This window comes from Pseudomonas sp. NFACC51, assembly GCF_900103575.1.
Lineage (GTDB): Bacteria > Pseudomonadota > Gammaproteobacteria > Pseudomonadales > Pseudomonadaceae > Aquipseudomonas > Aquipseudomonas fluorescens_Q.
In genome coordinates, this window is sequence record NZ_FMXH01000019.1 from 92,565 (window position 1) to 115,074 (window position 22,510).

22 protein-coding genes are annotated in these 22,510 nt (G+C 60.8%); 3 read left to right on the top strand and 19 right to left on the bottom strand.

The window, feature by feature from the left end; genetic code table 11:
• Positions 1-87: 87 nt before the first annotated feature.
• Together BLT00_RS27790 and BLT00_RS31615 are read right to left on the bottom strand one after the other, a co-directional pair.
• The gene (locus BLT00_RS27790; protein WP_092148478.1) at positions 88-432 is read right to left on the bottom strand and encodes a YggL family protein; all 345 of its coding nucleotides are present in this window, start codon (positions 430-432) and stop codon (positions 88-90) included.
• Positions 422-622, bottom strand: a complete 201-nt coding sequence (locus BLT00_RS31615; RefSeq protein ID WP_139197675.1) for a hypothetical protein — start codon at positions 620-622, stop codon at positions 422-424. Before BLT00_RS31615 ends, BLT00_RS27790 begins: the two co-directional genes overlap by 11 nt.
• A 41-nt stretch (positions 623-663) precedes the next feature.
• Between BLT00_RS31615 and dacB the strand changes: the two genes are divergently transcribed.
• Positions 664-2,130, top strand: coding sequence for a D-alanyl-D-alanine carboxypeptidase/D-alanyl-D-alanine endopeptidase (gene dacB / locus BLT00_RS27795; RefSeq protein ID WP_092148481.1), 1,467 nt, complete (start codon positions 664-666; stop codon positions 2,128-2,130).
• 96 nt (positions 2,131-2,226) lie between these two features.
• Here dacB and BLT00_RS27800 read toward each other — a convergent pair whose 3' ends face one another.
• Positions 2,227-4,611 (bottom strand): sensor domain-containing diguanylate cyclase, encoded by a 2,385-nt coding sequence (locus tag BLT00_RS27800; protein WP_092148484.1) that lies wholly within the window; start codon positions 4,609-4,611, stop codon positions 2,227-2,229.
• Positions 4,612-4,753: 142 nt separating this feature from the next.
• Positions 4,754-7,024 (bottom strand): bifunctional 23S rRNA (guanine(2069)-N(7))-methyltransferase RlmK/23S rRNA (guanine(2445)-N(2))-methyltransferase RlmL, encoded by a 2,271-nt coding sequence (rlmKL, locus tag BLT00_RS27805; RefSeq protein ID WP_092148487.1) that lies wholly within the window; start codon positions 7,022-7,024, stop codon positions 4,754-4,756.
• Between the two features lie 531 nt (positions 7,025-7,555).
• Here rlmKL and rmf point away from each other — a divergent pair.
• Positions 7,556-7,771 (top strand): ribosome modulation factor, encoded by a 216-nt coding sequence (gene rmf, locus BLT00_RS27810; RefSeq protein WP_003223300.1) that lies wholly within the window; start codon positions 7,556-7,558, stop codon positions 7,769-7,771.
• A gap of 375 nt (positions 7,772-8,146) precedes the next feature.
• On the opposite strand, the gene BLT00_RS27815 is transcribed toward rmf, so the two are convergent.
• The gene (locus BLT00_RS27815; RefSeq protein WP_092148490.1) at positions 8,147-9,166 is read right to left on the bottom strand and encodes a quinone-dependent dihydroorotate dehydrogenase; all 1,020 of its coding nucleotides are present in this window, start codon (positions 9,164-9,166) and stop codon (positions 8,147-8,149) included.
• A 224-nt stretch (positions 9,167-9,390) separates the two neighbouring features.
• Here BLT00_RS27815 and BLT00_RS27820 point away from each other — a divergent pair, with 224 nt between their 5' ends.
• Positions 9,391-10,881 carry a hypothetical protein gene (locus BLT00_RS27820; protein WP_256572796.1) on the top strand — a complete coding sequence of 497 codons (1,491 nt, stop codon included), beginning with the start codon at positions 9,391-9,393 and terminating at the stop codon, positions 10,879-10,881.
• A gap of 207 nt (positions 10,882-11,088) precedes the next feature.
• Here the strand turns inward: BLT00_RS27820 and BLT00_RS27825 are convergent, their stop codons facing one another.
• The 14 genes from BLT00_RS27825 to sicA all read right to left on the bottom strand — a co-directional run bounded on the left by BLT00_RS27825 (position 11,089) and on the right by sicA (position 22,378).
• The gene (locus BLT00_RS27825; RefSeq protein WP_175456245.1) at positions 11,089-11,517 is read right to left on the bottom strand and encodes a hypothetical protein; all 429 of its coding nucleotides are present in this window, start codon (positions 11,515-11,517) and stop codon (positions 11,089-11,091) included.
• Positions 11,507-12,217 (bottom strand): oxygen-regulated invasion protein OrgB, encoded by a 711-nt coding sequence (locus BLT00_RS27830; RefSeq protein WP_092148496.1) that lies wholly within the window; start codon positions 12,215-12,217, stop codon positions 11,507-11,509. The genes BLT00_RS27825 and BLT00_RS27830 overlap by 11 nt, the downstream gene beginning before the upstream one ends.
• On the bottom strand, positions 12,189-12,737 hold the full coding sequence (locus BLT00_RS27835) for a secretion system protein (RefSeq protein WP_256572797.1): 549 nt from the start codon (positions 12,735-12,737) through the stop codon (positions 12,189-12,191). The genes BLT00_RS27830 and BLT00_RS27835 overlap by 29 nt, the downstream gene beginning before the upstream one ends.
• A 4-nt stretch (positions 12,738-12,741) precedes the next feature.
• A complete protein-coding gene (locus BLT00_RS27840) occupies positions 12,742-13,461 on the bottom strand; it encodes an EscJ/YscJ/HrcJ family type III secretion inner membrane ring protein (protein WP_092148502.1) in 720 nt (239 codons plus the stop codon).
• Positions 13,458-13,766: a type III secretion system inner rod subunit SctI gene (gene sctI / locus BLT00_RS27845; RefSeq protein WP_092148505.1), complete on the bottom strand. Its 309-nt coding sequence runs from the start codon at positions 13,764-13,766 to the stop codon at positions 13,458-13,460. Before sctI ends, BLT00_RS27840 begins: the two co-directional genes overlap by 4 nt.
• Before the next feature lie 60 nt (positions 13,767-13,826).
• Positions 13,827-14,090: a type III secretion system needle filament subunit SctF gene (sctF, locus tag BLT00_RS27850; protein ID WP_092148508.1), complete on the bottom strand. Its 264-nt coding sequence runs from the start codon at positions 14,088-14,090 to the stop codon at positions 13,827-13,829.
• A gap of 3 nt (positions 14,091-14,093) precedes the next feature.
• A complete protein-coding gene (locus BLT00_RS27855; RefSeq protein ID WP_092148511.1) occupies positions 14,094-15,272 on the bottom strand; it encodes a PrgH/EprH family type III secretion apparatus protein in 1,179 nt (392 codons plus the stop codon).
• Between the two features lie 119 nt (positions 15,273-15,391).
• Positions 15,392-15,865, bottom strand: coding sequence for a transglycosylase SLT domain-containing protein (locus BLT00_RS27860; RefSeq protein WP_063322242.1), 474 nt, complete (start codon positions 15,863-15,865; stop codon positions 15,392-15,394).
• Positions 15,862-17,043: a winged helix-turn-helix domain-containing protein gene (locus BLT00_RS27865; RefSeq protein WP_092148514.1), complete on the bottom strand. Its 1,182-nt coding sequence runs from the start codon at positions 17,041-17,043 to the stop codon at positions 15,862-15,864. Before BLT00_RS27865 ends, BLT00_RS27860 begins: the two co-directional genes overlap by 4 nt.
• A 312-nt stretch (positions 17,044-17,355) precedes the next feature.
• Positions 17,356-17,574: a phosphopantetheine-binding protein gene (locus tag BLT00_RS27870; RefSeq protein WP_256571806.1), complete on the bottom strand. Its 219-nt coding sequence runs from the start codon at positions 17,572-17,574 to the stop codon at positions 17,356-17,358.
• A gap of 61 nt (positions 17,575-17,635) precedes the next feature.
• A complete protein-coding gene (locus BLT00_RS27875; protein WP_092148520.1) occupies positions 17,636-18,736 on the bottom strand; it encodes an IpaD/SipD/SspD family type III secretion system needle tip protein in 1,101 nt (366 codons plus the stop codon).
• A gap of 10 nt (positions 18,737-18,746) precedes the next feature.
• Positions 18,747-19,856, bottom strand: coding sequence for a cell invasion protein (locus BLT00_RS32270; RefSeq protein ID WP_256572798.1), 1,110 nt, complete (start codon positions 19,854-19,856; stop codon positions 18,747-18,749).
• A gap of 255 nt (positions 19,857-20,111) precedes the next feature.
• Entirely contained in the window at positions 20,112-21,893 is a 1,782-nt protein-coding gene (sctE, locus tag BLT00_RS27890) for a type III secretion system translocon subunit SseC family protein (RefSeq protein ID WP_092148523.1), read from the bottom strand.
• A gap of 2 nt (positions 21,894-21,895) precedes the next feature.
• Complete coding sequence (gene sicA, locus BLT00_RS27895; protein ID WP_092148526.1) at positions 21,896-22,378, bottom strand: type III secretion system translocator chaperone SicA; 483 nt, start codon at positions 22,376-22,378, stop codon at positions 21,896-21,898.
• Between the last annotated feature and the right edge of the window lie 132 nt (positions 22,379-22,510).

The window sequence follows — 22,510 nt, forward strand, 5'->3', positions numbered from 1 at the left end:
GGCCTGAAGGTCACTCAATACCCAACAGACAGGCACAAAAAAACCGGCCCCCAAACGGGCAGCCGGTTTCGGAACATCATCGGACCATCAAGCGACCGGGTTGATCGGCTTTTCCGGGTACCAGACGTCCATCAGCGGGCTCACTTCAACGCTGGTCAGCTCAGGACGCGCCTTGAGCCAGGCTTCAACGGTAGCGCGCTGCTCTTCGGAAACCGAACCACGCTTCTGCAGGCAAACCAGACCGTAGTCGTCGCCGCCGACGTAGCCCAGGCCGTTGGCTTCCATGGCTTCTTTCAGGAAAGCGTCGAGGAAAGCGTCAATAGCCTCATCGGCCAGATCTTCTTTGAAATCCAGGTTCAGTTCGAAACCCAGCTCTTGAAATTCATCCACGCACAGTTTTTTGCGCAGACGCTGGGAACGGTTAGTCGCCATTGGAACAATCCTCATAAGTAATAACGGCCGGCACTTTACCAGTTTGGTGCGTCGTTTGCCCGACTGATCGGGTGTATCGACCTACCGTCGGTAAAAAATAGCGGCCGAAGGGATCAGGCACGGCCCCAGCCGTTGCGGCTTGGGGCATAATGCCGACACTTTCATGACCGTTGAGGGCGTTCATTTTCATGTCCTCGTCTTTTCCCCCTCGCCCGTAGGGTTTTATTACAAATGATCAAATCTTTGCGTCCACTGCTTCTGGCCAGCCTTCTTCTTCCCCTGGCCCTCCCTGTCACCGCCCACGCCGCCACGATCAACACTGCCCTGTCGCCCAATGTGCAAAAAGCCCTCAAGGCCAGCAAACTGCAGAATGACGCCCTGTCCCTGGTGATGGTGCCGCTCAATGGCCCCGGCACCCCGACCCTGTACAACGCCGACGTTTCGGTCAATCCAGCGTCCACCATGAAACTGGTGACCACCTACGCGGCCCTGGAAATGCTCGGCCCCAATCACCAGTGGAAAACCGAGTTCTACACCGATGGCACTCTCAGCGGCGGGATCCTCAACGGCAACCTGTACCTCAAGGGCGGCGGCGATCCCAAGCTGAACATGGAAAAACTCTGGCTGCTGATGCGCGACCTGCGGGCCAACGGCGTGCAGCAGGTCACCGGCGACCTGGTGCTGGACCGCGGCTTCTTCATCCAGCCGCAACTGCCCGAATTCAACGACGACGGCAACGACGAAAACAAACCGTTCCTGGTCAAGCCCGACTCGTTGCTGGTCAACCTCAAGGCCCTGCGCTTCGTCGCCCGCAATGACGGCGGCCGGGTACTGGTGTCGGTGGAGCCGCCAATTGCGAGCATTCGCATCGACAATCAGGTCAAGGCCGTCAACTCCAAGCAATGCGCCGGCGGTGTGCGCTACAACCCGGTGGCCCAGACGGACGGCAGCGTGACGGTGACCGTCGGCGGCCAGCTCGGTGACGGTTGCAGCTCCCAGACCTACCTGTCGCTGCTGGACCATGCTACCTACACCGCAGGAGCGGTGCGGGCGATCTGGAAAGAGCTGGGCGGCAGCATCCAGGGCACGGACCGCCTGGCCGCGACCCCGAGCAACGCCAAGGTGCTGGCCCGGGCATTCTCCCCGGACCTGGCGGAGATCATCCGCGACATCAACAAATACAGTAACAACACCATGGCCCAGCAGTTGTTCCTGAGCCTCGGCGCACAGTTCCGTAACGAAGCCGACGGTGATGACGCCAAGGCCGCGCAACGGGTGGTGCGCCAGTGGTTGGCCAAGAAAGGCATCACCGCGCCGCACCTGGTGATGGAGAACGGCTCCGGCCTGTCCCGCGCCGAACGGGTCAGCGCCCGGGAAATGGCGGCCATGCTGCAAGCCGCCTGGCGCAGCCCGTACTCGGCCGAGTTCATCAGTTCGATGCCGATTGCCGGCACCGACGGCACCATGCGCAAACGCCTGAAGACCACCGCCATGGCCGGCGAAGCCCATGTCAAGACCGGCACCCTGAACACCGTCCGCGCCATCGCCGGCTACAGCCGTGACATCAATGGCAACACCTGGGCGGTGGTGGCGATTCTCAACGATCCGAAACCTTGGGGCGCTTCGTCGGTGCTGGACCAGGTGCTGCTGGACCTGTACCGCCAGCCGAAACTGCCGCAGACGGCTTCCGTGCTCTAATCTCTTGATTCGCCGCAATTTCAGCGGCTCTGGAAAACAGTGTGGGCGCGGGCTTGCTCGCTCCCACTCTTCGCCCCCTATACCCAGCCTAAGTGGCTAACCCAACTGCACCTCAACCCGATCCCGCCCGGCCTGCTTGGCCGCATACACGCCCGAGTCAGCCCTTAGCAGCAACGCATCGGCGCCCTCCCCGGCGCGCCAGGTGGCGATACCGAAGCTGGCGGTGACAAACCCCACTCCCTCGATGGGCGCCGCCCGCAAGCCTTCCCACAGCTCCAATGCCAAGGTGTAAGCGCTGTCGCTGTCAGTGTCCGGACACAGCACCACGAACTCTTCGCCCCCCAGCCGGCAGAACACATCGGTGCGCCGCAACCGTTGGGCGACACGCTGGCAGACGGCCTGCAACACCCGGTCGCCCACTGCGTGGCCATGCTGGTCGTTGATGCGCTTGAAGTGGTCAATGTCGAGCATGATGACCGCCAGTCCTCCGGAACCGCGCTCGACCCGAGCCATCTCCGAAGTCAGGCGCTCCTGGAAATAGCGGCGATTGCGAATACCGGTCAGCGCGTCGGTCACGGACAAGGCCCGCAGCTCTTCTTCCACGCGCTTGAGGTCGGAAATATCCGAGATATACCCGTGCCACAACACCCCGCCGCCGGGCAGCTCCTCGGGCGTGGCCTCGCCGCGTACCCAACGCAGGCCGCGCAAGGGCAGTTGCACCCGGTACTCTTCCCGCCACGGGCTCAAGGTGTGGGCCGAAGCGCGAATCGAAGCGCGGACACGCGTGCTGTCCAACGGGTGAATGCGCGAGAAAATCGCCTCGGCGTTCTGCACCAGCACATCGGGTTCCAATTCATAGATGTCGCGAATGCCGTCGCTGGCATAGATCACGCTGAAGCGACCGTTGAAATCCATTTTGAACTGGTAGATCCCCCCGGGCACGTGGGCACTGAGCTTTTTCAGCAACACATCACGGGCAGCCAACGCTTCGTGGACGCGCTTGCGTTCGGTGATGTCGATGCAGATCGCCAGGTGCCCGATCCACAGTCCCTGGTCATCGAGCATCGGTGTGGCGAGCATGTTCACGGTCAGGTGGCTGCCATCGCGGCGCACCAGGGTCCACTCCCGCGCCTGCTGCCCGCCCTGTTCGCCGCCCTCGAGCAACATCGCGTGGCACGCCGGAATCGGCTTGCCAAAGCGCGCGCCGAGTTGGGCGGCGCGGGCCTGGAGTTCGCGCGGTACATGCAGGCTTTCCAGGGTCATGCTCTGCAGGACCTCGCAGCTCGGGTAGCCGAGCATCTGCTCGGCACCGGCGTTGAAGGTGGTGATGACGCCGCGCAGGTCCGTGGCGATGATCGCGACCTGAGTCGCGGCATCCAGCACACCACGCAACTGCCCATGGGTACCGCGCAGCTCCTGCTCCCGGGCGCGTAGTTCACGGGTGCGTTGCTCTACCAGTTTCAAGGCCCGCTGCCGCTGGCTGACCAGTACATAGAGCAAGACGCTGAGCAGCAGGCTGAGCAAGCCGCCAAGTATCACCATACTGGTGACCGAAGAATGATTGGTGGACAGGAACACCCGGCTGGGCCGCAACTCCACCCGGTAGTCGCGATCGGCCAGGCGCAACAGGCGAGTCGCCGACAAATCGCTACGGCCCGGCGGGTTGTGGGATTCGAACAGCGCCTCCTCCGCGTTTTCGGTAGACAGGTCCATGACACGCATCGACAGATTGTCGTGACTGGACGCTGGCAGCCCATCACCCGCCAATTGCCGCATGCTGATGGCCGCCACCACGTACCCGAACGGTTCGCTGGCCGACTCCCGGGTGACCGGCGCAACCAACAGTACTCCCCGGGCAAATACCGGGTCGGCGCCCATCAGGTCCAATGGCTGCGAAACCACCGGCCCGCCTCGCTGGCGGGCCCGCTCAACGGTGGCACGGCGCAAGGGTTCGGAAAGCAGGTCCAGGCCCAGCGGTGTCCCGTAGGAAGCCTGGCTCTGGATGTAGCGCAGCGGTGCGTATTCATCCCGTTCGGCGGCCTGTCGCAGGCCACCGCTACCGTCCGGCTCGCGGATCGTGAATTGAGTGGCCCCGTCGGCTTGCGCTTGTCGTTCGAACGATTGCCGTTCGTCGCGCAGCACCCTGGGCGCCCAGGCGAACGCCCGGATACGGCGCAATAGCACGTCAGCGTAACCACGGAATTCGTTGTTGGAGACATCTTCAGAGTTGGCAAAGAAACGCCTGAGGCTGTCGAGGCGTTGCTCCTGGTCCTGGAAGTGTTCCTCGATGCGGCTGAAACGCTCCTCGGCTTGCAGCTCGAAGCGCTGGCGCAGTTGCTGGTGGAACAGATTCATCATCGCCCAAGTCAGCAACCCGGTCAGGAACATACCGGCCAGCAGGACCAGCGAAGCGACCAGCCAGGCCGACACGTCTTCGCTGATAAAGCCCAGGATCCTGGGACGCACCTGATGCAATGCCATAAACACAACTCAGAAAGGAACCAGGCATAGGCACAGCCCTGGACACAGCCTAAGTTATAGCTATTCGCCATCACTTTAGCCAGTCCCCAACGAGGCTAGAAGCCTTGAATTACAAGGCTTCGTGGATCCAATCAGCCCCGACTCAACGCGCCATGATCTTCCAGGCGCGGTGGATCTTGCCGTTGCGGGCAAAATCCGGATCAATCGTCTTGGCGGTGATCTCTTCCACCGCATAACGCTCGCCGAGGTTGTCCTCGAGCTGGAACTTGCGGAAGTTGTTGGAGAAATACAGCACGCCGCCAGGCGCCAGGCGCGCCATGGCCAGGTCCAGCAATTGGACATGGTCACGCTGCACGTCAAAGATGCCTTCCATGCGCTTGGAATTGGAGAAGGTCGGCGGGTCGATGAAGATCAGGTCGTACTCGTCACGGCTGGCCTCAAGCCAAGCCATCACATCGCCCTGCTCCAGGCGGTTCTTCTCCGAAAAACCATTGAGCGACAGGTTGCGGCGTGCCCAATCCAAGTAGGTTTTCGACAGGTCGACGCTGGTGGTGCTCCGCGCCCCGCCCTTGGCCGCATGGACGCTGGCGGTCGCGGTATAGCAGAACAGGTTGAGGAAGCGCTTGCCGGCGGCTTCTTTCTGGATCCGCAGGCGCATCGGTCGATGGTCGAGAAACAGTCCGGTATCCAGGTAATCGGTGAGGTTGACCAGCAGCTTCACGCCACCTTCGTTGACCTCGGTGAACTTGCCCTGGGCACTCTGGCGCTCATACTGCTTGGTGCCGCTCTGGCGCTCGCGACGCTTGATCACCACGCGGCTCTTATCCACGTTCAGCGCCTGGGGAATCGCCGCCAGGGCGTCGAACAACCGGGCCGAAGCCTTTTCCGGGTCGATGGATTTTGGCGCGACGTATTCCTGGACGTGTACCCAATCGTGGTACAGGTCAATGGCCATGGAGTATTCCGGCATGTCGGCATCGTAGACCCGGTAGCAGTCCACCCCTTCACGCTTGGCCCACTTACTCAGCAACTTGAGGTTCTTTTGCAGGCGATTGGCGAACATCTGCCCGCCTTCGCTCAACCGCGCCTGCTCCACGACGGGGGCTGGCGCCGGGGCCGGTTTGATCGGGTTACCGTTCTTGTTGTACTGGCGCTCTTGCGGGACTTCCGGGGCCTGATCGTAGGCGGCCTGCTCGCGCTCGGCCTGACGTTGTTCCGGGGTGCGACGCTCACCCGTGACGAACTGGTCTGGCAACACCTTGATCAGCAGCAATTTGCACGGCAAGGCGCCGTTCCAGAACGAATACTGCTTGTGACTGCGAATGCCCATGCGCTTGCCCAGGTCCGGCGCGCCAGTGAACACCGCCGCCTCCCAGTTCAAGCAGGCCTGGCGCAGGCGTTCGCCAAGGTTCTGGTAGAGGTAAAGCAGGCTGGCTTCATCGCCCAGGCGCTCGCCGTACGGCGGGTTGCAGATCACCAAGCCCTTCTGGTTCTGGTCCGGACGCGGCTCGAAGGTGGCGACTTCGCCTTGATAGATCTTGATCCATTCGCTCAGGCCGGCACGTTCGACGTTGTTGCGGCCCGGTTGAATCAGCCGTGGGTCAGCTTCGTAGCCGCGAATCCACAACGGTGGCTTGGCCAACCCGGCCTCAGCACGAGCGGTGGCCTCTTCGTGGAGTTTCTTCCACAGCGCCGGCACGTGGCCGAGCCAGGCGGTAAAGCCCCACTGCTGGCGACGCAGGTTCGGCGCCATGTCGGCGGCGATCATCCCGGCTTCTACCAGGAACGTGCCCACACCGCACATCGGGTCGGCCAGCGCCCCGCCTTCAGCGGCAATGCGCGGCCAACCGGCGCGGATCAGGATCGCGGCGGCGAGGTTTTCCTTCAGCGGCGCGGCACCTTGCTGCAAGCGATAGCCGCGCTGGTGCAGGCTGTGGCCGGAGAGGTCGAGGGAGAGGATCGCTTCGCCGCGGTCCAGGCGCAGGTGGATGCGCAGGTCGGGGTTGAGCTTATCGATGGACGGTCGCTCGCCCGACGGCGTGCGCAGCTTGTCGACGATGGCGTCCTTGACTTTCAAGGCGCCGAAATGGGTGTTGTCGATGCCCGAGCCATGGCCACTGAACTCCACCGCCAGCGTGCCATCGGCCAGCATGTGGTCTTGCCAGTCAACATCCAGCACGCCGTGGTAGAGGTCTTCGGCGTCCTTCATCGGGAAGCGCTTGAGCACCAGCAGCACGCGGTTGGCCAGGCGCGACCACAGGCACAGGCGATAGGCCGTTTCCATGTCGGCCATGCCGCGCACCGCCGAGGTGTGCTCGCGCGCTTCTTCAAGGCCAAGCCCGACGGCTTCCTCGATGAGCAGGCCTTCGAGGCCCTTGGGGCAAGTGAGGAAGAGTTCGAAACGATCGGACATGGGGATTCCAGAGCCTTTGGCTAAGTAGACCGGGCAACGCATTGCCGGGCCGGGTTCAATCAGGTGCTTTTCTCAAGAGCACCCGCGTGGCACGAAAGTGTGCCGTGCCACCCTCGCCGCTCAGGTTAAAAGAGCTTAGATGCGAAGGCAGAAAAAAAATTCTGTGCAACAAATTGTGAAAACTCGACCCTTTCGTCGAATAGTACCCGAGTGCAACAGGGGGACATTCTCATTCGAGGGAAGGCCGCCCTCTTTGGCGCAGGGCCGATCATACAGGGGTCTTGCTCAAAAGCGGTCAACGAACATCAAGTTACTTATCGCCCTAACATCTTTATTGTTACGTGCTTATGACAAAACGATCATTCCATCCATGTGACGCTTTGGTTAGAACTCAACACAGGTTGACGTCGCAACGGCGTCAACACCTCGGCTCGTCACGCCGGCAACGAGCCACCAACGGCAGAATGATTCTGCCCCGGCCTCGATAGAGGTCGACGCTAAGTAACAGTCAACAAGTGAGGGCAACACCCTATGAGAAGACTTAAGCGTGATCCGTTGGAAAGAGCATTTTTACGTGGTTACCAATATGGCGTTGGTGGTAAATCCCGTGAGCTTTGCCCCTTTACTCTACCGTCGGTACGTCAAGCCTGGATCAATGGCTGGCGAGAAGGACGCGGCGACAACTGGGACGGTATGACCGGCACTGCGGGTATCCATAGACTCAACGAACTTCACGCCGTCGGCTGACACAGGGCTTAATACTCAAGAACTCGACAATTTGACACCCATATCGATTTAACCACGCACGTCCCATCCGGACGGCGGGCTACGGCCCAGGGGGCTCCTTCGAGGAGCCCTTTTTAATGCCTGGGCTTTATGCAATTGCCTGAGCTGCGAACATAATGCCTTGGCTTTATGTCATTGCTTGAGCTGAGAACACCGTTGTGGCGAGGGAGCTTGCTCCCGCTGGGCTGCGCAGCAGCCCCAAAAGCCATTGCACGGTGAACCAGGCAAATGGCATCAGCCGGTTTCAGGACTGCTGCGCAGTCCAGCGGGAGCAAGCTCCCTCGCCACATCCAGCGGAGCAAGCTCCCTCGCCACAAGGTTCCACCCAGCCTTAAGTCAACGCAACGCCGCGATCGCATCCACCGACTCACGGATCAACGCCGGTCCTTTATAGATAAAGCCCGAATAAATCTGCACCAGGCTCGCCCCGGCGGTGATTTTCTCGGCGGCATGCCGGCCTTCGGTAATCCCACCCGCCGCAATGATCGGCAAGCGCCCCGACAGTTCGGCGGCCAGCACCTTCACGGTATGAGTGCTCTTGTCACGCACCGGCGCTCCCGACAACCCACCCGCCTCGTCACCATGCTCCAGCCCTTCGACCCCTTCGCGTCCCAGGGTCGTGTTGGTGGCGATCACCGCGTCCATGCCCGTCTCGATCAGGGCCTGGGCGACCTGGGAGGTTTCTTCGTCGGTCATGTCCGGGGCGATCTTGATCGCCAGCGGCACATGCCGGCCATGCATCACCGCCAGCTCGGCGCGTCGCCGGGCCAGGTCGGCCAGCAGTTGCTTGAGGGAGTCGCCGAATTGCAGGCTGCGCAGCCCCGGGGTGTTCGGCGAGCTGACGTTGACGGTCACGTAGCTGGCGTGGGCGTAGACCTTGTCCAGGCAGATCAGGTAATCGTCGACGGCACGCTCCACCGGGGTGTCGAAATTCTTGCCGATGTTGATGCCCAGCACGCCCTTGTACTTGGCCGCGGCCACCCGGGCCAGCAGATTGTCGACGCCCAGGTTGTTGAAGCCCATGCGGTTGATGATCGCCTCGGCCTCGGGCAGACGGAAAAGCCGTGGCTTGGGATTACCCGGCTGCGGGCGCGGGGTGACGGTGCCGATTTCCACGAAACCGAAACCCAGTTGGGCGAACCCGTCGATGGCCGCACCGTTCTTGTCCAGCCCCGCCGCCAACCCGACCGGGTTGGGGAATTCCAGGCCCATGACCGTCACTGGCAGGTTCGCCGGCGCCTTGCACAACAAACCGTTGAGACCCAAACGTCCACCCGCGCCGATCAGGTCCAGGGACAGATCGTGGGAGGTTTCCGGGGAAAGTTTGAACAACAGCTGACGGGCCAGGGTGTACATGGGTGGGTTTGACTCTCTGGGGGCGATAAAAAAGTGTCGGGATTATACCGGGCAGGAGGACGACCGGCGAGAACCCTGGCCATTCGAAGGTTCATCTTTGCCTCAAGCCCCCTGGGCCATCACCTCGGAGCGTTATTTGATAGTTGGCACCGTCAAAAGCCTGCAAAAGATCCCTGCATCTGCCATTGCAGCCCCAGTAGCCCTCCGCCACGCAGGATCAGGAAATGCTTATTTCTTCCCCAGGTTCACCTGTCGCTCGATCCATTCCAAATGAAGCCGGTCCGGACATTGCCATCACGATAAACGACCGCTCACCCCATACCACCATAGAGATGTTCAATGCACATATCCCTGCCGAGGAGATCGCCCCGCTTTCCTCAGAAAACTTAAGGTTCGCGCTGATGAGCGTCGAGGAAGCCCTTCACGAAATCGAAACAGAGCAAAAGGGAAGCACCGACAACGCCACTCAGAAATTCATCGACGCCATCACAGTGCAATTAGACGGCGGTCCTGACGGCCCAGTGCTCACCGATGATATCGGTCTGAATATTCCCAACTTGGCACAGTTCGAAACTTCAAGTCATTCGTCAGAATCCGACACGTTCATACGACGCGGCCAAATCATCCTGGAATACCTTGGCGAGCAACTGGGCAAATTGGTCAACAATGAATTCGAAGGCGATCTCGGACGCTGGGCCAGCAACCTGACCATTTCCAGCGTACGCACCGGCCTGGTCACTGCCACCCTCACGGTGATCAGGCAACTGGCCGGGTTCGCCCTGGAAAAAACCCTCCAATCCAATGCCGCCTCCCCCCTGACACGCAGCGTTATCAGCACAGTCGTCCAGAGCCTTGGCCCACTGCTGAATGTCCTCGGCGCAATCAGGGACGAGTGCAATAACACGGCAAGCTGGGAAACGCGCGCGGCACGTCTCGTCACACTCGTATTATCGGTCCTGGCTTTCGCAGCTGCTGCCACCGTGCCCACTGCACTACCTGCATTGGCCCCCTTCGTCTCGCAAATGGCGTTTTATACGTTTGCCCAGGATTTGGTGAGCCTGTTCTGCCCGACCGGCGACAATGCGAAAGCCAGCCCTGGTGGTACGGTCATCGCCGGCCTGCTGAACGGCATGCTCCAGTTCCTGTCGTTCACTGGAATGAACTACACCGCGCCACACTCCGGACCCGGGTATGTCATGGCGCAGGGTAACCAGCCATTACCGCCAGAGTCAGAAGGTTTGGCCTTTCAACTTGCGAATTGGATGGAACAACAGGCCAATGCGGCACCCGGTGCAAATCTGTCGGTTGAGGAACGAGCCAAGCAAATTGTCGAGTCCCTGATCCCAGTTTTGGGACACGATATGTTGCGGGGTCTCCTCAACGGCGGGGCCGACGTCTTCGGCCAAGTGTTCATGGGCGAAGCGGGGCACGCCTTACAAGAAGAACCTTCGGAAGAGGGTTTTCGGGTCGCCCCCATCTCTTTCCGAATACCCACCGCCGAACAAGCAGCCAATCAACTCCTGTCCACCAATGCGATACGAACCTCTGTAGGCCAAATCATCATGAGCGTCGTGATCTCGGCCTCCCGCTACTTTTCGACCCTGCCGATTCCGAAAGAAGTGGTGGACCATATCGCCAACTTGTTGGTCGCTGCCGTGGTGTTCGCTGCGCGTACCGGTACGGCCTATGTCAACGCGCGCAGCACGCCCGCATAAGTTTTTCTTTGCAAAGGGCGTGTTCCTTGCCTGACACCGGTCGGTCAGGCAAGGCGAACCGTGGCGAGGGAGCTTGCTCCCGCTGGGGCGCGAAGCGGCCCCCCGTCTTGGGTCTGCTGCGCAGCCCAGCGGGAGCAAGCTCCCTCGCCACAGGGTTATCGCTGGTCTCAACTTCTTCGCAGGCCTGCCAGGGACGCGTGGTTTCAATCACCACTCACTCCTCTCCCAAGCGTCATCCCCCATGGGCTGAAACACATCACGCATAACGCCCAATACATAGACTTCCATGGCAAACGCCAGGCCATTGGCCCCGCGGACTTCCTTATAGAGCTGCGACTTTTCCAGGCCCTCGTCCTTCAACCGAACCAATACCTGTTGCGTGATCGTCTTCAATGCCATCGCGGTGGGGTACGCAGCGGTTTCTCCGTCCGCCCCACGCAGTGTGCGAAGAAACTCATGAATCGCCTTCTCGCCCTGCCCTTCCATGGCCAGCAGCAATTGATACAAGTGCTCGAACTCAGGGTCCGGACGTTTGCTTTGCTCACCAGCAGCCAGCAGGCGCGCCTCCAGCGTCTCCACCGCCGGACTGACGCCGCGATCCAGCGTGCTGGAACCGCTCATGGTTTCAATCTTCATGGTGAACCTCGGTTGCCGTGGAATCGGTGGGGCGCTCGACGAAGCTTGAGCACAAGTCCGTCAGGGTCTGTAACGATGCCTGGTCCAGGGCGCGAACCGACTCCGGCAGGGCGGTGATGCTCGCCAGCAACCTGGGCGCCAACCGTTCCTGGATCGTTTCAACGTCGAATTCCAGCAGTTGATCCGCCAGCCGCAGCACGTAGCGGTCCTGCGGGTGATACTCCAGAATCAGTTCGCCGGCCCATTGCTGGCGCAAACTGTCCCGCAGTTCATGGCCGCGCGGGCGGCAATGCAGCGGCAACAGCACCTGCAGGACTGCGGTCGAATCGACCGGGTGTGCGGCCAGCCAACGCTCCAGCGCTTCATCCAGCCATTGCGGCTGATTCAAGGCGTCGGCGAGCAGATCACGCGCGGCCCGAGCCAGCGCGTGGAGCAATTGCATGCCCAAGGTTTGCGACTTCAGCAAACCATCCGCCAGTTGCCCTGCGGCGCGCAGAATGCCCTCGGCATAACCCTGTTGAAACGCCTGGGCGTGCAGCGCTTCGGCATCGCGCCGGGCCTGCTCGACACACTCGCGGGCGCGGCGTTGGGCCTCACGCTGCAAGCGCTGGCGGCGACGGGCAGCGGCGATGTCCTCGCGCGCCAGGCGCGCGTCCTCGCCCACAGGCAGGTCAGTCAGGGAGCGGATAGAGTCGAGCATGCTGCACCGCCAGAAAGAACAGGCTTGGATTGGGCTTCGTGAGCGGCCATTGCCGATGCAAGCGCACGACCGCCTCGGAAAATTGCAATGCCAGACGATCGAGCAGCGCGGCGGGAACCTGTTCGTGCCAGCTCCACAACGCATTGAGGCCAGCCGCTTCAACCTGGGCCACGACAACAGGTGAGCGGTCGATCGGCAGACCGCCTCGCCCCCCTAAGCTGTAACTCGCGAAACGACGAACCGACATCGGCAGGCAACCCAGCGCAGCGCCTCGTGCCAGCTCGGGCAGCAAACGATAAGCGCCCATCAGCAAGGCGATATAAGGCAATCGTCGCCAGTGACGAACCCATTGTTTCGCCACGCCGGTCAGTGGCATCGATGGCCAAGGCCCTTGCATCGCCAGCCCTTCGAGCACGATCCGGTTGAGCAGGCTCCGCGCCTCGGCCCCCTCGAATCCAGCCGGCACCACCAGGCGCTGAGGATGCAGATACCCCAAAGGCTCAGCGAGAATCTGCTGCAAGCAGTCAACGTCCGTCATCACGCCGCCTCGCATTTGCCTGACGATAGGCCCAGGCACCAGCGGCCAACAGCGACCCGCCGATCAGCGCCAGCCACCACGGCCAACTCGGACGCCCCTGAGCTGCGATAACCGTTGGCGCGACATGCTGGATGGGAGCGCGCTTGGACAGCACCACCGAGACGTTCTCGTACTCCACCGCCGCAAAACTGTTCTTGAGAAAACGCTTGATGTCGGTGATCAGCAATTGCGGTTCGACATCGCGCTCATGCAGCACCACCGCCGAGAGATGGATAGGCGGGGACTTGCGCCCGCCTTCACCGGCATCCAGGTCATAACTGACATGCACCCGCGCGGAAACCACGCCTTCGAGCACCGCCAGCGACTGTTCGATGCGTTGCTCCAACGCCGAATACAACCGGGCCTTTTCCGCGCGGGGCGAGGCCACCAGGGAATCGGCGGGAAACATCTCCGCAACCTGCAGGCGTGGCCGGGACGGCAACGAATAAAGGTTGAGCAGATCGACGGCGGCGGAAAAATCCGACTGATCGATTTTCACCGCATAACCGGCTTTGCCGGCGTCGACTTTCACCGCGGCGATGTTGTTGCGTTGCAAGACCGAAAGCACTTCATTGGCCTGCTGCTGATCCAGCCCTTCAAGCAGGCTCGGTTGGCGACACCCCGCCAGCGCCAGGCCCAACAGCAGCAACACCACGCCCGCTTTCATGACGCACGCAACAAGGTTTCTGCCGTGCCTACGGCCTTGCGCACCAGCACGTTGAGCAAGTTGATGTCCACGTTGTATTGCCCGGTCATCTCCTGCAACTGGGCCAATACTTCAGGGTCGCTGATATCCGGACGCAGCAGCAACTGATTGATCGCGGCGACTTCCTGGCCGCTGTCCACGGCGGAACCGGCAAACGCCTCGATCAAGCGCGATTCCAGTGACACGACCGGGCCTTCCTGCGGACCGCGCAGTTCAACGAAGGTCGAGCCGTGAACAAGCGAAGGGGAAACACTGAGGATGGACATAGGATGCACTCATGAAAAATGGCCATCGTCACGGCGATGGCCAATCGAAAAAAGCCAGCGTCAGCGGGCCGCCTGGATGATCGCCATGTCGATGTCCTTGAAGCCCTTGACCGTGTTGGTCTGGGCATTTCGGAATACTGTGTACGACGAAAACGCGGTCTGGTAGGCCGCTAGCTTTGACGGGTCAGAGGCATCGGTCCTGAGGTCATCCAACGCCAGATCCAGGGCTTCCTTGAGGCCCTGGGCACCAAGCTCGAACGCTGCTGCTTGCTGTCCGAGAAAATCATCGGGAAATTCGGGAAACATGATCGGGATACCAGGCATACGTCACCTACTTTGTTTGTTGGAAAAATGCCACGACGAAGCACTCGTCTTGACGTAGCCCTGTGGGCCGGTTTGAAACGACAGGCCCTTGAGCGCGTCGTCCTTGAGCTCGACAGTGAAATGCACGTAGCGATCACCCCACTGCCGGTAAAAGCGGTCGACATACTGGCGAGCGGCGGCCAGTTCGGAATCCTGCAGGTTGCCCTCGACGGCGAACGTGACACTGTCCGCGTGCTCGATCCGGTTGAAGGCCAGGGCCAGGCGTTGCAAGCCGCCCTGCGCCAGGTCGGCGAGCAGCGTGTCATCCTGCATCTGCACCACGACGTCGCGGGCATAAGGCGCCGCCGCGAGCAGCACATCGAGCAGTTGCGCTTGCTTGTCCGGCGTGAGCAGGTTGCGCTGGGTGCTGAGCAGCAGCCGCGGCGTCGACGGGTCCTTGAGGTCCAGGAAGTGCCAGGCCAGTTGCGGATCGTGATCGATCAGCACCTGCTCCAGTCGACCACGCTCCTGGTCCCTCATCAGCACCTTGCCGTTCAGGGCGTTGTGGCGCGTCAGCACCTGTCGGCTCCAACCGGCATCGCGTTCGGAAGACACAAAGACGTAGACCGAATGATCGCGCCCCGACAGCACCTGAACCTCGGCACTGCCGCCGCTGATCAACGCGCGAATATCGGTTTCCGGCGCAGGCCCCGGCATCGACCAAAGCCCCATCACGGTAACCAGAACAATCAGCGCCAGACCGCCGGCGTCCCAGCGCATCCAAGGGGCCCGCCAACGCTCGAGAGCGCTGGCATTGGACGGCGTCTCGGGTGCTTGACCCAGGCATTCGGGCGCCCAGGGTTGGTGTTCAGGACGCAAGGCGATTTGCAGCCTGCCGATCTGCACCCTGGCCTGGAAGGCACAATGGCGTACCTCCACCGAATCGCCGAGCAACCGCAACGGCACACCGTCCGCCGTGGCCTGGTCGGCCAGCACCTCGAAATTGCAGCCACCTTCCTCCAGGGGAACGAAGAGGGTTTCAGCCGGAACGCTGGCAGAACGGACGCCGTCCCCGAGCACATCCACAGCCCCCACCACGAACAGGGTCGCGCCTTCACCCAGCGGGAACTCACAGCCTTGCAACGGGCCATTGAGTATCCGCAAGACGCAGGGCTGTAGAGGGAGGGCCGTCGGGACTGTCACCGTCCTAACTCCAGGGCAGTCAAATGAGCAGGCAGGTTAGAAAGGCCGGCCCCAGGGTTCCTGATGCAAATCTGCCGATTGCCTCCCGCAAAGGATCAGAATCCCTGGACCAGCCCGGCTCACGGTGCTGCCATTCGCGCCTGGGTGAACGCCTGATAGCGTTTCCAGACTTTGCGGGCATAGCGAAGCCGCGCCGCTTGACGGTGAGGCGAATGGCCGGCGTTGTAGGCGCCGACCGCCGTCCAGTTGTAGCCGTAGCGGGCGATGAATTCGGCCAGCACCTGGGCACCGACTTCCACTGACAGGCACGGCTCATCCAGCAGACGCTGCTCCGTAATGCCTTGGGCATTCAATCGGGGCAGGTGGATGCTGTTGATCTGCATCAGCCCGATATCGCGGGTGCCGTTGCGGTTGTGGTTGATTGCGTCTGGCCGCTGCCCGGATTCAACATCGGCAATCGCTTGCAGCAGCTCGGGTTCGATGGCATGCAACTGCCCCGCCCTGCTCCAGCACCAGGCGTGCGCCTGGGCCATGCCAAGCCCCAAGCCCAGACACATCGGCACGCATAACCACTTGCTCCTGCGCCGCCTCATGCCAGGCGCCGCTCGCTGATCCACGTCAGCTGTTCGTGAATACGCCCCCGCAAGATCTGCGCCCGGACACAACCGGGGTCATGCCGCAGACACTGGTCGATCAACTGCGCCGCCTGCTCGTTGCGCCGCCAGAACCAATGATGCCAAGCATGAAAATACAGCACGTCAGCCTGATCGGCCGACAACAGGCAACGTCGGAACAACACCTGGGCCGCCTCCTCGCAGCCACGCAAACTGGTGAGCAACGCCAGGCGCGTCAAGGCCGGGAGACTGCCGGGGTCCAGCGCCAAGGCACTGGAAACCGCTGAATGCGCCTCTTCGATGGCGCGCTTCTGGTCACCCAGGCCCATCAGCGCCTGCCCCAGCCACACATCCGCCAAACCGCACCAGGGCGGCGCGTAGCCGGCATCGAGTTTCAAACACTGGCGAAACAGCACAGCGGCATCGCCGAGGCTTTGCGCCGTGTGCTGCTGCACGCTGCACAGCCCATTGAGATACGCCACCGCCACCGGGTACGACCCACAACGATCACCGACCGGACGCAACCCGGCGACACGCTGGGCCACCAGGCAGGTCAATGCGCCCAGGGCCTCGCCAGGATCATGGGCGTCCAGCGTCTGCCCATGGACCAGCGCCTGGTCGCTGCCACGAATCAACTCCACCGACCAAAGTCGCTGCCCGCCCGAACCGACGAACCGCCCACTCAAACAGTAATCCGCCGCCAACCGCCCGGCCAGCGAGCGCACATCCTCCGATGCCCCATAGGTCGCGATCACCCCCGAAGGCATCACACGTAGGGCCTCGCCGAATGCGGTGGTCAACTGACGGATCAGCACATCCTGCAGATCCAGCGCCGCCGTCTCGTCCAGGTTACGAAAAGGTAGGACCGCCAACGAAGGCGCCACCGCCCCCGTCTGACTCGGCACGTCGAGCTCAACCACTGAGCCAGTGAATCGATAGCCCTGGCCGTAGACCGTCGCAATGTAGTCCTTGTTTTCCTTGAGCAACTTGCGCAAAGCGTAGATACAGCGCGTCAGCGACTCCTCCGCTGCATCCATCTGGGACCATACATGGCTCAGCAAATAATCCTTACTGACGATCGTACCCGCCGACTGCAACAACAGGCGCAGTACGTGCAGCTCTTTGGGTGGAACATGAACTCCTTGTCCATCTCGCATCAGCGTTCCATCGCTTTGCAATAGCCAGTGGTCAAAGACGAATGACGTGACTGGCGTTTGTTCAGTTGCACTGTCCATACTCTGGGACTTCTCTATAGAAAGTTACTGAGCGCGATTGAGCCTGTGGGTAGGCTCGGGGTGACGAGCTGCGTGACTATAGGAAGATGTGTGGGGGGATTCCGTAGGGCTTCCAATCTTATTGATGTAGGAAACCACGACATACAACGTAGGGCCCTCGGGGGATGCCAAGAAGAGAGGCTTCTGCAATTAAGGCGTCACCGCCGCAAATTGCTCACGGCGGCTATCGCTCCATCAAGCGCCTCTCGCAGCCTCAACCGAATGGATGATATCGGCCACCGACCTCCAAGCCTCCACCTCATGTGAAGGCAGTTCAACATTAAATGCTTCGTCAACAATCATGATGATTTCCACCACATCCACGGAATCGAGATTCAGATCCTCCACTAACCGCGAATGCCTGCTTATCTTCCGTTGGATCGTCGAAAAATAGCCAGACAGCAGCTTTATCACTTCCGACTCGATACACATTTCAGTCACTGACGCACCCATCGATCACCGCACAGTCGTGAAGTTAAAAATTCAACATCGCCCTCAACATATCCGCAAACTGATTCAAATGTGCCGACAGTGTCTTGTTGAAATTGTCATGGTACGAATTGGCATTTGAATACTTCTGGGTAAGGGACTGCAGCATGTTTTTCAGGCGTTCTTCCTGGGCGTTGAAGCCGGTTTGCCATTGGTTGTACTTGGCGGTATCCCACGTCACTGTGCCGCTTTCCAACAGCAGGCTTCTTAGCATGGTCGTCAACGGGCTGGTGTCGATGACGACACACCAACCACTATCCGGAGGGGGGTTCTGTTTAAGGCAACTGGCAGGCAAACCCAGTGCCTTGAGCCATTTCTCCGCTTCTTCCTTGCTGGCGCTGCCGTCACCCGGCTTCGGAAAGAGCACGGACGCGGAGTTGGGATGGCTGTATTTTTTGATCAGGTTGTCCAATGCATCGCGCAATGCGTCGACATTCACCTCGACGTCTTTACCGTCGTTCGTCCCCTCGATCCAGTCCTTCATCTTCGCGGTAATTAGAGCGTTGAAATCGGCAAAGAAGTCGGTATAGGCCTTGATGATGTGTTCGTAACCGGCCAGGTAGCCGTTCTTGATCAGGTCGATCAGCTCGAGCAGTTTGTCGAAGAAGTCATTGGAGGAATTGATCCCGGCATCCAGGGCCTCCGCGATTTCGAAGGGTTTGTCCTGGTCCACCGCTTGCTTGAGGCTGCGCAGGATCTCGCCTTGTTCCTCATTGAGCTGGCGCAGGCGACTGTCGTCCAGAAGCGCGGACTTCATGCTGTGGCTCATCACCGCACAACACTGGCGGGCGCGCTGGGCCCACAGGTGTGAGCGATCGCGCTTGGCGTGGATCTGTTCGAGAAGCTCCGGGATAAGTTGCGCCACGGACTCGGTGGTCATGCCTTCCAGCGACTTGGCGTTGAATGGGCCCCTGAGCAGATTGGCGAGGCTGCGATTGAGTGCGCTCACGGAGCGGTCGAGCAACTGTGTCAGAGAGCTGACCGTTTGTACTTCAACGGGAATGTCCACAGGCAACGGCGTATCGACCGTGGCGTCGATGTTCGGCAGCAAGACGACAGGTGTCTGTATGAATCTCGTGATTTCCATATTCCTCTCCTCAAGCCGTCACGGCGCGAATAACGTCACTGCGTGATTGAAAAAGCTGCATGACCATGTCCATCAGTTTTTGCAGCAATGCGGCATCGGCCGCGTCCTTCTGAGCGACTTCATCCCCCAGGCTCTTCTGGCTGTTCTGCGCACTTTGCTGCAGCACCTCTTTCTCCCGCGCGGTGTACTCAGCCAGGCGCACGATGCTCGACACCACTTGGCTCAGGTTCGTCGCCATGGCGCTGAGGGCGCGGCCGATTTCCAGTTTCCTTTCAATACCCCGGCTGCCCATCTGGCTTAGCCAGTCGGAGGTCTCGCTGACCTTTTGCGCGTTGGATATTTGCTTTTCGAACCAGGCTTGGTCCTTGGCTGAGAGGGGCGACCCCTTGGGTTTGAAATCGACCAGCGTCGGACGACCGAACGCGTCGAACGTCCTGATCTTGTAAGTGGTGTCCGAATTCCAGTCCGTGCGGTCGCGTTCAAGCTTGAGGTCGCGTTCGATGTTCCTGGCGTTCAGGGCGTTGGGCTTGTGCAGGTTCAATCGGTTCTGGGGGTCTGTCTCGCTCAGCCACTTGGCGTTGCGACCGACCTCCTGCGCCTTGAGGATTTCCTTGTCGAACCAGGCCTGGTCCTCGGCTGGCCGGGTTGAACCGCTGGGTTTGAAATCGACCGTCTTCGCGCGACCGAAATCATCGAGGGTCTTGATCTTGTAGGTGCCCTGTGGATTCCACTCGCTGCGACTGCGTTCAAGCTTGAGGTCGCGTTCGATATTGCGAGCGTCCATGGCGTTGCGTTTGTGCAGGTTGATATCCGCATGCTTCAACGTCTGGCCATGGAGGGTCTTGAGCAGGGCAAACCCGGAGATCGCACCGGACACGATCGCCCCCGTAATAGCACTGTTCCGTGCGGCCTCGCCTGACTCGATAATGGCCGCACCTTGGGCCTTGGCCGCCTCGGAGGCCATGACGCTGAAATGTCCACGCAGTTGAGCGTTGGCAACCCGTGCGATGTTCAGCGCGATGATCGCCGCCACCAATACGTTCGCGTGTTTCTCCCAGGCGCCTGGATCGAAGATCAGCTCGTTGCGCACTTCATCGCTGAGCATCATCGAGGCGGCCATGAAGTCCTGCCAGTCCGACTCGGTGGGCTGGTAGGCGTTGATCGCGCTCTCCAGCTCCGCAGCTGAAGGCGCCGTGATGCTGGGATTCTGGAGGACTTGTCTTGCGGTGATCTCGCCGAAAACCGCTGAATCGGAGAGGGACTTCCTTTTGGGGAGGTTTGAAGATTCAGTTTGAGCGGTTGACACGTTTTGCCCTGCATAGGGGACAAAAACATGCGTGCTCGAAGTGTCAATAGCCTTCATCGTAGGTACCTACTATCCGTGATTTCGAACGTTCTGAGCTATCTTCAGCTTGGCGTTGTGACTGCGCTGCAGATCGGCAAATACCTGTTCGATCTGATGGGTTCGCTCCCGCATCGCCTGGCCGTAGTCGTCGACTACCTGGGTCAGGTATTTGCTGATTTCCTCGCTGATCGCCATGCGCACTCGCACATCGGCCAAATGCACGGCCGCTTTGGCCTGATGCCGACCGGCCTCGATTTGCATCACGCCCTGCGCCGCGACATTGCCGAACTCGGTGACGGACTGGGCGATCTCCAGGTTGGCGGCGTAACGGGCCAGCGATACCGCATCGGCGCCGTTGGTCACCAAGCTGCGCAACTGCGTGAGCATCTGGGTCAGCGAGTTGCCCACCGAGGTTGCCATCTGCTTCATGGCTTGCACCGCGGCAGGCGCGGCCTGGGCGACCACCGACCCCAGTTTCGAGGCGACGGCGCTGACCATCGGCCCGATCACCTGCGCCCCGACGATGGCCACCAGGGCAACGGCGGCCAGCGTCGAAATGACGCCCTGGATCATGCCGGCGATTTTCCCGACCTTCTTCGCCGTGTCCTCATCGACGCCCAGGTCGATCAGCATTTGGGTGTAGATCTCGCTGAACCGCTGGATGGCTTCCTGCATGGCCACGGTCAGCGGCTTCATGGCCTCGGCCATGAACGACTTGCCGGTTTTTTGCTCGACTATCACATCGGCCAACATGACCCCCAGGCCAACCACCCCAACCACGATCAGCGGCAGACTGCCGGTCATGACCCCGGCAACGATGGCGACAACGGACAATATCGCCCCGACGATCTTGCCGATGCAGCCCATGGTTTTCTGCAACGCCTCGGCCTTGCGCACTTCCTCCAGGTATTTATCCGACTCACGCTTCATGTACTCCTGAAGCTTGACCTGCAACTCCTGGAACAGCTCCTGGCTCAGTTCCTCCTTGTTCTGCGCCGCCTCACCGAGCAACTCGATGATCTTCAAGCGGTTGAGCAAGGCCAGCGCACTGCTGCTGAGGGCTTTTTCGTCGGTTTCCTTTTGGTCGGGTCCTGCGCCGCCGGACACCACCACTTTCGCGATCACCCCGCTCAAGGTATTGGCAAAGGTATTGGCGATCTCGATCAGCTTCAGGTGCGCGGCGGTCGCTGCGTTGAACGTTTGGGTGTGGCTCGCCAATTCGCCCTTGAGCTGATCGCGACGGGCCAGCTCCTCGGCGTATTCGGGCGAGTCAGGGTCCAGTTGTGCCAACCGCGCTTCGCTGTCTTCCAGCAGTCCTTGGAAATGCAGGACCCGCTCGTGCAATTGGTCGAGTTGCGCCTGGCTGCTGCCGACATCCCCCTCGGCATCCGCCATGGCCTGGACAGCGGCGGCGTATTCGGCCGAGAGGTTTTCAAGCCCCTGCTGGCGGGCACCGGCCATGCTCTGCAACATCGCCAGGCGGTTTTTCAGTTTGTTGACGTCGACCTCACCGATCAGTTCGGAAATCATCGCCATCAACAGGGTGAACAGGTCACCGTTGGTTTCCTGCTTGTTGCCATCGGCCCGCGGCGGTGGTGCGTGCAGCACCGGTCGACCCGTACTGGGCGCGGAGCGGCCATCGTGACCGTCGTATTGCACTGACATCAGGTCCGCCAGGGCTTTGCGACCGGCCTCCTGATAGTCCGTGGTCCTGGCGGCCTTGCTGGCCGCCGCGCCGTACTTTTCAAAGGCTTCGGTGCGGCTCATTCCCCCCGGGAAGGGAGCGCTACGGGTGCTTCCTATGTCAGTCATGTTCAGTCCTCCGAACAGTGCAGTTCCATGTGGGCCAGGGTGTCGAGATACACCTTGGCCTGCTCGCGCAGATCGTCTTCCGCGGCTTGCTCGATCACGTATTCGAAACACAACCTGGCCTTGCCGACCTTGCCCAGGGCCAGATGACACTGGCCGGTGTAGAGCATTGGCCGGTAGTCGTTCTTGCCTTGGGCAAACGCGATGGCATACAGGTCGATGGCCTTCTGGTGGTTTTGCTTGAGCTGGTGCACCGCCGCCAGTCCCATCCAGTAATGGCTGTTGTAGAAGTCGTAGATGCACAGGAAGTGGAAGAACTTCTCGGCGTCGTCCAGCCGTCCTTGTTCGTAGAACTGGAAGGCGAAGGCATAGAGGCTGTCCATGTGTTCGTCACTGATGCCTTGCACGTCTTTCAACGCCGCGCCACCGAGTACCGCGTCCACGACCTCCAGGGCCACCTGCTCGTCTTGTTTGTTGTCGCGATTCATCGGCCACACTCCTGAAAAAACGTCAGCGTTGCTGACGGGTGCATTGAGCCAAAACGCCGATAGGTCACGCTGCCAAATTGCGCTCATCCTTGCCTTTGTGGCGAGGGAGCTTGCTCCCGCTGGGCTGCGCAG